The 9208-nt window shown below is 73.1% G+C and carries 10 protein-coding genes; 7 read left to right on the forward strand and 3 right to left on the reverse strand.

Translation table 11 applies throughout. From position 1 onward, the window contains the following. Positions 1 to 1047, forward strand: a complete 1047-nt coding sequence (gene tsaD, locus GVV76_RS06340) for a tRNA (adenosine(37)-N6)-threonylcarbamoyltransferase complex transferase subunit TsaD (protein WP_159625770.1) — start codon at positions 1 to 3, stop codon at positions 1045 to 1047. A gap of 27 nt (positions 1048 to 1074) precedes the next feature. On the opposite strand, the gene GVV76_RS06345 is transcribed toward tsaD, so the two are convergent. Beyond that, a complete protein-coding gene (locus GVV76_RS06345; RefSeq protein ID WP_159625772.1) occupies positions 1075 to 1608 on the reverse strand; it encodes a PH domain-containing protein in 534 nt (177 codons plus the stop codon). Positions 1609 to 1786: 178 nt separating this feature from the next. On the opposite strand from GVV76_RS06345, the gene GVV76_RS06350 reads away from it, so the two are divergent. Continuing rightward, positions 1787 to 2386, forward strand: coding sequence for an STM3941 family protein (locus tag GVV76_RS06350; protein ID WP_159625774.1), 600 nt, complete (start codon positions 1787 to 1789; stop codon positions 2384 to 2386). 33 nt (positions 2387 to 2419) lie between these two features. On the opposite strand, the gene GVV76_RS06355 is transcribed toward GVV76_RS06350, so the two are convergent. Then, on the reverse strand, positions 2420 to 3664 hold the full coding sequence (locus tag GVV76_RS06355) for a class I SAM-dependent methyltransferase (protein WP_236263265.1): 1245 nt from the start codon (positions 3662 to 3664) through the stop codon (positions 2420 to 2422). A gap of 411 nt (positions 3665 to 4075) precedes the next feature. On the opposite strand from GVV76_RS06355, the gene groES reads away from it, so the two are divergent. Both groES and guaB read left to right on the forward strand, forming a co-directional pair. Further along, positions 4076 to 4372 (forward strand): co-chaperone GroES, encoded by a 297-nt coding sequence (gene groES, locus GVV76_RS06360; protein WP_159524525.1) that lies wholly within the window; start codon positions 4076 to 4078, stop codon positions 4370 to 4372. A gap of 154 nt (positions 4373 to 4526) precedes the next feature. Next, positions 4527 to 6083 (forward strand): IMP dehydrogenase, encoded by a 1557-nt coding sequence (gene guaB, locus GVV76_RS06365; RefSeq protein ID WP_175994007.1) that lies wholly within the window; start codon positions 4527 to 4529, stop codon positions 6081 to 6083. A gap of 68 nt (positions 6084 to 6151) precedes the next feature. Here guaB and GVV76_RS06370 read toward each other — a convergent pair whose 3' ends face one another. Next, on the reverse strand, positions 6152 to 6898 hold the full coding sequence (locus tag GVV76_RS06370) for an exonuclease domain-containing protein (RefSeq protein WP_159625778.1): 747 nt from the start codon (positions 6896 to 6898) through the stop codon (positions 6152 to 6154). A 91-nt stretch (positions 6899 to 6989) separates the two neighbouring features. Between GVV76_RS06370 and GVV76_RS06375 the strand changes: the two genes are divergently transcribed. The 3 genes from GVV76_RS06375 to GVV76_RS06385 form a co-directional block, all read left to right on the forward strand. Next, entirely contained in the window at positions 6990 to 8165 is a 1176-nt protein-coding gene (locus GVV76_RS06375) for a GuaB3 family IMP dehydrogenase-related protein (protein WP_159625780.1), read from the forward strand. A gap of 76 nt (positions 8166 to 8241) precedes the next feature. Further along, positions 8242 to 8508 (forward strand): HPr family phosphocarrier protein, encoded by a 267-nt coding sequence (locus tag GVV76_RS06380; RefSeq protein WP_159524521.1) that lies wholly within the window; start codon positions 8242 to 8244, stop codon positions 8506 to 8508. A gap of 123 nt (positions 8509 to 8631) precedes the next feature. After that, positions 8632 to 9208, forward strand: a 577-nt coding sequence (locus tag GVV76_RS06385; RefSeq protein ID WP_236263250.1) for a ribonuclease H family protein, incomplete at its 3' end; no start/stop codon positions are given.

Consider the following 9208-nt stretch of genomic DNA (forward strand, 5'->3'; position numbering starts at 1 on the left):
GTGAGCGCCCCCTTGATCCTCGGCATCGAGTCCACCTGTGATGAGACCGGCGTGGCCCTCGTTCGCGGCCGCGAGCTGCTCGGCGACGTCACCGCCACCTCCATGGATGAGTACGCCCGCTTCGGCGGGATCATCCCCGAGATCGCCTCCCGCGCCCATCTGGAGGCCTTCGTCCCCACTCTCGACGCCGCCCTGGAGCGCGCCGGAGTGGGCCTTGAGGAGATCGACGCCATCGCCGTGTGCGCGGGCCCCGGCCTCATCGGCTCGCTCACCGTGGGCATCTCCGCGGCCAAGGCCCTGGCGGCGTCCCTGGGCAGGCCTGTCTACGGCGTCAACCACGTCATCGGCCACCTCGCCGTCGACGAACTTGTCGACGGGCCCCTGCCCGACCGCTTCATCGGGCTCATCGTCTCCGGCGGGCACTCGAGCATCCTGAGCATCCGCGACATCGCCACCGACGTCGTCGAGCTCGGCGGCACCCTCGACGACGCCGCGGGGGAGGCCTTCGACAAAGTCGGCCGCCTCCTCGGGCTGCCCTATCCCGGCGGGCCGCATGTGGACCGCTGCTCCCGGGCCGGGGACCGCGAGGCGATCCGCTTCCCCCGGGGGCTGGCCGCCGCGAAGGACCGCGAGCGCCACCGCTACGACTTCTCCTTCTCCGGCCTCAAGACGGCCGTGGCCCGCTACGTGGAGTCCTTGGAGGACGGCGGGCGAGAGGTGCCGGTGGATGACATCTGCGCCGCCTTCTCCGAGGCTGTCAACGACTCGCTGACCGCCAAGGCCGTGGCCGCCTGCCTCGACACGGGCTGCGACACCCTCGTCATCGGCGGAGGGTTCTCCGCGAACTCGCGGCTGCGCGAGCTCGCCGCGGAGCGGTGCCAGGCGGCGGGCATCACCCTGCGCATCCCGCCGCTGCGCTACTGCACAGACAACGGTGCCCAGATCGCGGCGCTCGGGGCGGCCGCGGCGCGCGCCGGCGTCGAGCCGAGCCCGCTCGACTTTGCCCCGGACTCCGCCATGCCCCTGGACACCGTCATCGCCCGCTGACAGGCTCGACCGTGCGCACGGTGCGGGTCAGGACAGCGGGTCGTAGGACGTGACCTGATCGTGGATGGCGTCGATGGCCTGGGCGGTCCGCCTGCGGGACAGCCCTTGGCGGGTGACGGGCAGGCGCACCTCCGCCGTCTCGGTGGCCAGAGTGAGCCTGTGGATGTGCACGGTGAACCCGCGGCGGCGGATCCGCGCCCGCTCGATCCACAGGCGGCCGTGCACCTCGTCCCAGGAGTAGTGACGGGTGCGCAGCGCCGTACGCGCGTGCAGCCCGGTCGCGTCGACGGTCAGGCGTGCGCGCAGGGGGACGACGGCCAGCAGGAGGAACCCCAAGCCCATCGCCGTGAGCACGGCGATGAGGGCAGGGCTCGGCCGGTCCTGGGGGCCCACGCCCTCGGCCGCGACACCGGCACCGGCCAGCAGGACGGCGACGGCGAGGAGGGCCAGAGCGACGACGGACAGGATCGCTGCGCTCACCCAGGCGGTGGCTCCGGGGCGAATGACGAGGGGCGGTTGGGCGGAGGGGGCGTGCGGGGAGCGGGATACGGGGGAAGGCATGGACGTAAAGTATAAAAAGTATAAGGTTTCCTGTGCAAGCAAACCGTTCCCGCCGGTTCCCGCTCCCGTCCTCCGTGCCCGCTCGACCGCAGCCGTCGCTCGCCCCGCGACGGTGCGCGCGCCGGTGCCCGTGTGACAGCCGGCGGACCGGCGCACCAACACGCAGACAGGACCCACGATGACCCAGTCCCCTTCTCCCTCGTCCGCCGGCACCCCGGCGCGCGTCCTCGAACGAGGCTCGCAGGCGCGCAGCAACGACATCCGCATGATCGCCATCGCCCTCGCGATGCTATGCGCGGGGATCGTCCTCATGGTGTGGCAGCCGGACTTCATCTATAGCACCAGGCGAGGGCCCGTGCTCGGCCCGGGCCTGCTCGTGGCCGGCGTCGTCGGCGCGCTCGCCGCCCTCGTCTCCTTCGTGCGCCACGAGAAGGGGCAGCGCCCGCGCGTCGTCATCGATGACCGCGGCGTCCACGACGCCACGGGTCCCAAGGCTGTCGGACTCATTCCCTGGGAGGAGATCGCCGGGCTGCGCGTGGTGTCGGCCAACTCAGGCCGCAACGAGTACGTGCACGTCTTCCTCCACCACCCCGAGCAGGCGCTGGCGCAGATGATCGCGGACCCGCGACGGCGGCAGGCGATGCTGACGCGAGCCTCCCGCGGCCAGGCGCCCATCGCCATCAACTCCGGCGTCCTCGGCCTGCCCGGTGTCAGCCTGGCGACGGTCATCCGTGAGGAGGGGGAGCGGCGGGTCGGCTGGGAGTCGACGACGTCGTGAACCGCCTGTTCCCCGGCCTGTCCTCCTAGGGACTCAGCGCTCAACGCCTACGGGCTCGACGACGAGCACGGCGCCCCGGTCGTGCTCGTCGCGCACGCCCACCCGGGTCGCCACCCACGTCTCCGCACTGTCGCCCTTGAGGCGCAGGGAGGCGCGCAGGGCGTCGGGGGAGACGGGCAGGCCTCGCTTGTGGATCTCCAGGCGCCCGATGCCGCGCTCGCGCACCCGCGCCCGCAGGGCCTTGAGATTGAGCGGCAGCACCTCGCGCACGCGCCAGCAGCGCAGGAAGGGGGCGAGTGACGCCTGAGGCGGCGTGTCGCCGGTGAGGTAGGCGATGCGCGTGCCCACGGGGCGCGAGGCCGTGCGGCGCGCCAGCTCGGCGACCAGCCCGGCGCGGATCGCGGCGCCGTCGGGCTCTAGGAGGAATTCACCGATCTCGGCGGTGCCGGTCACCGGCTCGAGCTGCTCCGGGGCGGCGGAGGGATCCGCGCAGGCCGGGTCGGTCAGGCGCCGGGCCCGCGGCTCGCCGTCGGCGCCCGTGGTCAGGACCAGGGCCGAGCGGCCCGGCCCCTCCGGGGCCAGTGGCCCGCACCAGATGCCGGCCTCGACAACCTCCCCGTCCACGCTCACCCACTGGACATGGGCGTGTGAGGGCAGGAGCGCGTGGTCGATGCCGGGCGCCACCTTGACCCCCACGGCGTCGACGCGCTCGCGCAGCGCGAGGACCTCGCTCAGCCGCGGCGACCACTGCTCGGGGTCCGTCAGCCGTCGCCCGCCCGCCCGCCGGGCCGGGTCGGCGAAGACGGCGTCGACACCCTCGGCCTCCAGGTCGACCGACAGGGCGTCGGCGCGCAGGACCCGAGCGCCCTCGAAGGGCATGAGGTTGACGGTCGCCAGGGCCGCCGTCGCCTCGTCGCGCTCGACGGCGAGCACGTCAAGCCCCAGTCCCGCCAGGGCCATGGCGTCCCCGCCGATGCCGCAGCCGAGGTCGGCGACCCGGTGCGTGCCCGCGGCTGCGTAACGGGCGGCGTGGTGGGCGGAGACCGCCAGGCGGGTGGCCTGCTCCAGCCCGTCGGGCGTGAAGAGCATCTGCTGGGCGAAGTCGCCGAACTTCGCGGCCGCGCGCGAGCGCAGGCGCTGCTGGGTGAGGGCGGCGGCGACGAGGGCCGGGGCGTGGCCGGCGGCGCGCAGGGACTCGGCGAGGCGGAGCGCCTCGGCCTCGTCGTATGGGGGTAGCGATCCGAGCAGCGCCCAGCCCTCCGGGGTGAGCAGGGGCATGAGGGACAGCGCCGCGGGGTCGGAGGGGGCGGCGGGCTCGGGCTGGGCGGGCTCAGACGTGGCGACGTCGCGCTGGGAGTCAGTCATCCCCCCGATCATGGCATGCCCCTAGTGCTACCCATCGCCAACCCGGGCGTCCGGCAGCCGGCATGCGTCGCGCCTCCCCGCCGTCCCGGCCAGCACCGTCAGGCCCGCCAGCCCCGGCCACGCCGTCGGCGAAAGCCCCGCAAGCGCTTGGCACTCGCGTTGACTGAGTGCTAATCGCGGACGTAGATTCGTTCTTGGCACGGGGCCCACCAGCCCCGCGGCTCGCACTCAGGAGCGCTTGCCGGCCCCCGCGACGGCGGCACAGCGCGCATCGAGCGCAGCAGACAATGTCATCCACCCACTAGCGAGAAGGGGAGGTCCGCAATGTCGATCTCCATCAAGCCGCTCGAGGACCGGATCGTCGTCCAGACGGTCGAGGCCGAGCAGGTCACCGCCTCCGGCATCGTCCTGCCGGGCACCGCCCAGGAGAAGCCGCAGGAGGGCAAGGTCGTGGCCGTGGGCCCCGGCCGCGTCGACGACAACGGCAACCGCGTCCCGGTCGATGTCGCCGAGGGCGACGTCGTCATCTACTCCAAGTACGGCGGCACCGAGGTCAAGTACGACGGCGAGGAGTACCTCATCCTCTCCGCCCGCGACATCCTCGCGATCGTCACCAAGTGACCCCCGCGGGCCCGGCCCGCGCCTCGGATCCCCCGGAGGGGCCGTCTCGGCCGCCGGGGGATCCGCGCGTCTCGGGCGCCGCGCCCGGCCCGTGGGGCCTGGGGCCGGCCCCCGCCGCCCGGTGGCGGCCCTCGTCGCGTCTGGCGGGCCTGGGATGCGCGCGGCCCCGCCGCCGACCTACGATGCGACCGTGAGCGACTCGATCACCAGCCCCGATATCTACGCCCCCACCGGACTGACCTACGACGACGTGCTCCTCCTGCCCAGGCTGACGGACGTCATCCCCTCCGAGGTCGATACCACCTCCCGTCTGACCCGCGGGATTACCCTGTCAACGCCGCTGCTCAGCGCCGCCATGGACACCGTCACCGAGTCGGAGATGGCCATCGCCATGGCCCGCCAGGGCGGCATGGGCATCCTCCACCGCAACCTGTCCATCGAGGAGCAGGCCGACCAGGTGCGCCGGGTCAAGCGCTCGGAGTCCGGCATGGTCTCCGACCCCGTCATCGTCGGCCCGGACGCCACCATCTCCCAACTCGATGAGTTGTGCGGCCAGTACAAGGTCTCCGGCCTGCCCGTGGTGGGCCCCGACGGCGCTCTCCACGGCATCATCACCAATCGGGACCTGCGCTTCGTCCCCGCCGAGAAGTGGTCGACGATCCGCGTGCGCGACTGCATGACCCCGCGCGAGCGCCTCATCACCGGGCGCACGGGGATCTCTCGCGAGGACGCCAAAGCCCTGCTCGCCGAGCACCGCATCGAGAAGCTCCCCCTGATCGACGACGCCGGGCGCCTCACCGGCCTCATCACCGTCAAGGACTTCGTCAAGACCGAGCAGTACCCCAACGCCACGAAGGACGCCGAGGGCCGCCTCGTCGTCGGCGCCGCCGTCGGCTACTGGGGCGACACCTGGGAGCGGGCCACCGCCCTGGCCGAGGCCGGTGTGGACGCGCTCGTCGTCGACACCGCCAACGGCGGGGCGCGCCTGGCCCTGGAGATGATCTCGCGCATCAAGTCCGACCCGGCCTTCTCCCGCGTCGAGGTCATCGGCGGCAACGTGGCCACCCGCGAGGGCGCCCAGGCGCTTATCGACGCCGGGGTCGACGCCGTCAAGGTCGGCGTGGGTCCGGGCTCGATCTGCACCACCCGCGTGGTGGCGGGGGTCGGCGTCCCGCAGGTGACCGCCGTCTACGAGGCCGCGCGCGCCTGCGGCCCCGCGGGCGTCCCGCTCATCGCCGACGGCGGCCTGCAGTACTCCGGCGATATCGCCAAGGCGCTCGTGGCCGGCGCGGACACGGTCATGCTCGGCTCGCTGCTCGCCGGATGTACCGAATCCCCGGGGGACCTCGTATTCGTCAACGGCAAGCAGTGGAAGCGTTACCGCGGCATGGGCTCGCTCGGCGCCATGAGTTCGCGCGGGCGCCGCTCCTACTCCAAGGACCGCTACTTCCAGGCCGATGTCTCCTCGGACTCCAAGATCGTCCCCGAGGGCATCGAGGGCCAGGTGCCCTACTCCGGCTCGCTGGCGGACGTCGTCTACCAACTGGTGGGTGGCCTTCACCAGTCGATGTTCTACGTGGGCGCCCGCACGGTCCCCGAGCTCAAGGAGCGTGGGCAGTTCGTGAGGATCACCTCCGCGGGGCTCAAGGAGTCCCACCCGCACGACGTCATGATGACCGCCGAGGCCCCCAACTACCAGTCGCGCTCCTGAGAGCGGCAGCGCGCCTGCGCCTCACCCGGTGCGCAGGCCGCCTCGCCTCGCGCCCGAGGGCGCGGCCCTCACGCCGGTGGGGAGTCCGGCAGCGGCCAGGCGGTCTGCGCGCCCGGACGGCCCGGGCTCGTCCTCGCCAGCCACCTGTTGAAGGACTCCGCCCACTGCCGGTGGTAGCGCGCCTGCGCGGCCACCAGTTCCTCAGCGGGAATGGCCGCCACCTCCGGATGAGCGGCGAGGATCGCCTCGAGGACGTCTAGTGTGGCGATGACGTCCACCTCCGCCGTGTGCAGGGCCTCGTCCACCGGCACGCGGTAGGCGGCGGCCATGTCCCCCAGGCGCCGCTTGCCCCGGCGGAAGCGGTCAACCGCCCTGTCGATGACCAGGGGATCGAGGATCGGCCCGAGTTCGCGGCCCAAGCGCTCGCGCATGGTGGCCAGCCCATGGCGGGCGAGCTCGGCCTCCAGGAGGGTGAGGTCATAGGAGGCGTTGAAGGCGACCACGGGCGTGCCCGCGCCCATGGCGGACACGAGGGCATCGGAGACCTCGGTGAGAACCTCCTCAATAGCGCGCCCCTCCGCCCGGGCCCGCTCGGTGGTGATCCCGTGGACGGCGGCGGCCGCCGCCGGGATCTCCACGCCGGGATCGGCGAGCCACGTGGTGACGGACTGGGCCCGCCCACCGCCGGCCGCGCGCCGCCCGCGCGAGACCAGGGCGGCGGTGACCAGGCGCTCGCGGGTGGGATCGACTCCCGTGGTCTCGGTGTCCAGTCCAAGGAGGGGGCCGCTGGCCCATGCGGCAGGTTTAACGCTCATGGGCCCAGGATGCCACCGGGCCCTGACATCGATCTGGGCGCTCTTGTCGCCGGGGGCGGGCGGGGGAGGATCGCCCGTCTAGGATCGGTCCATGAGCGGTGAGATCGAGATCGGGCGCTCCAAGCGCGCCCGCCAGGCCTACTCCTTCGAGGACATCGCCCTCGTCCCCTCCCGGCGCACCCGGGACGTCCGCGATGTTCGCGTCGGCTGGCAGCTGGACGCCTACCACGTCGACCTGCCCGTCATGGCCGCCCCCATGGACTCCGCGATGGGGCCCCGCACGGCGATCGCCGTCGGCAGCCTGGGAGGCATCGGCACCCTTGACCTGGAGGGCCTGTGGACCCGCTACGCGGACCCGGCTGACGCCTACGCGCGCATCCGCTCCGCCGCTCCCGAGGAGGCCACGCGCGTCCTGCAGGACGTGTACTCGCGGCGCGTGGACCACGCCCTCATCGCCGAGCGCGTCGCGGGGCTGCGGGCCTCCGGCGCCGTCGTCGCGGGCAGGCTCAGCCCCAACCACGCCCTCGAGCACTGGCGCGCCGTCGTCGAGGCCGGCGTGGACCTGCTCATCATCCGCGGCTCCACCGTCTCGGCCGAGCACGTCTCTGGCACCAAGGAGCCGCTCAACCTCAAGCGCTTCATCTACGAGCTCGACGTGCCCGTCGTCGTCGGCGGGGTGAGCACCTACACGGCGGCCCTCCACCTCATGCGCACCGGGGCCGCCGGGGTCCTCGTGGGCCAGGGCGGCGGGGCGTCCTCATCCATCCGCCAGGTCCTCGGCCTCCACATGCCCATGGCCACCGCCGTCGCCGACGTCGCCGCCGCCAGGCGCGACTACATGGACGAGTCCGGGGGCCGCTACGTCCACGTCATCGCCGACGGCGGGGTCGGCAACTCCGGCGACGTCGTCAAGGCCATCGCCTGTGGGGCCGATGCCGTCATGCTCGGCGCGGCGCTCGCTCGGGCGGCCGAGGCGCCGGGCGACGGCTACCACTGGGGCTCGGAGGCCTACCACGACCGGCTCCCGCGCGGCTACCGCACGCATGTGGGCACCGTGGGGACCCTTGAGGAGATCCTCAACGGCCCCTCGGACCGCGCTGATGGCACGCTCAACATCATGGGCGCCCTGCGGCGCACCCTGGCCGCCACCGGCTATGGCGACGTCAAGGAGTTGCAGCGGGCCCAGATCGTCGTCGCCCCCTACATGCCATCCGTGACTGATCCCACGCGAGACATGCCGCGGAGGAGCAAAACGGATAGGCTGTGACATGTTCAGCGGGATCGCTGCACACCATCAGGACGCTGCGCCCGCGCGCCTGTTTCTCATCCTAAGGAGCACCACTATGGCTCAGGTCACCGCCACTATCGCCTCCAAGGTCGGTCTTCACGCCCGTCCCGCCGCCACCTTCGTCAAGGCCGTCGCCGAGACGGGCGTCCCCGTCACCATCGCCAAGGAGGGCGGTGCGCCGGTCGACGCCTCTTCCATCCTCGGCGTGATGACCCTTGGCGCCGGTTTCGGCGACGTCGTCACCCTGGCCTCGGACGCCGACGGCGCTGACTCCGCCCTGGCCGAGCTCAAGGCCCTGCTCGAGACCGACCTCGACGCCTGAGGCCCGCGCATCGTGCGCCCGTGGGGCGCCCCTCCCGGAGCGGAGGGGCGCCCCACGCTCATGCGGGCGGCCCGCCTGGGGCGTGCTGCTGGGAACCGTCGTCGCGCCGGTAGGGTGTGGGCCATGACGATCATCGCCGCCGCGGATGGCTCGGCCCTTGGCAACCCCGGACCCGCCGGCTGGGCGTGGTACGTGAGCGACGACTGCTGGGCCGCCGGCGGTTGGCCCGAGTCCACGAACAACCGGGGCGAGCTCACCGCCGTCCTCGAGCTCCTGCGAGCGACCGCCGCCGCCGGGCTGGCAGGCGAGGACCTCCTCATCCAGGCGGACTCCCAGTACGTCATCAACTCCCTGACCAAGTGGCGCCACGGCTGGAAGAGGCGCGGCTGGCGCAAGGCCGACGGCAAGCCGGTCCTCAACGAGGACCTCATGCGCGCCCTTGACGAGGCCCTGGCCGGCCGGCAGGTGCGCTTCGAGTGGGTGCGGGGGCACGTGGGCCACCCCATGAATGAGGCCGCCGATACCCGCGCTCGCGCCGCCGCCACCGCCTACCAGCGAGGCGCGGCGATCCCCGGTGGGCCGGGCTGGCCCGGCGCCGGCTCGACCGCGCGGCCTACTGGCGCGCCCGGCGCCGATGGCGCCCCCCGGGCGGCCGCCGGCGCCTCTGCGGCACCCACCGAGGCGCCCACCGCGGTGCCCG

This window comes from Actinomyces sp. zg296 (genome assembly GCF_009829695.1).
Taxonomy (GTDB): domain Bacteria; phylum Actinomycetota; class Actinomycetes; order Actinomycetales; family Actinomycetaceae; genus Actinomyces; species Actinomyces marmotae.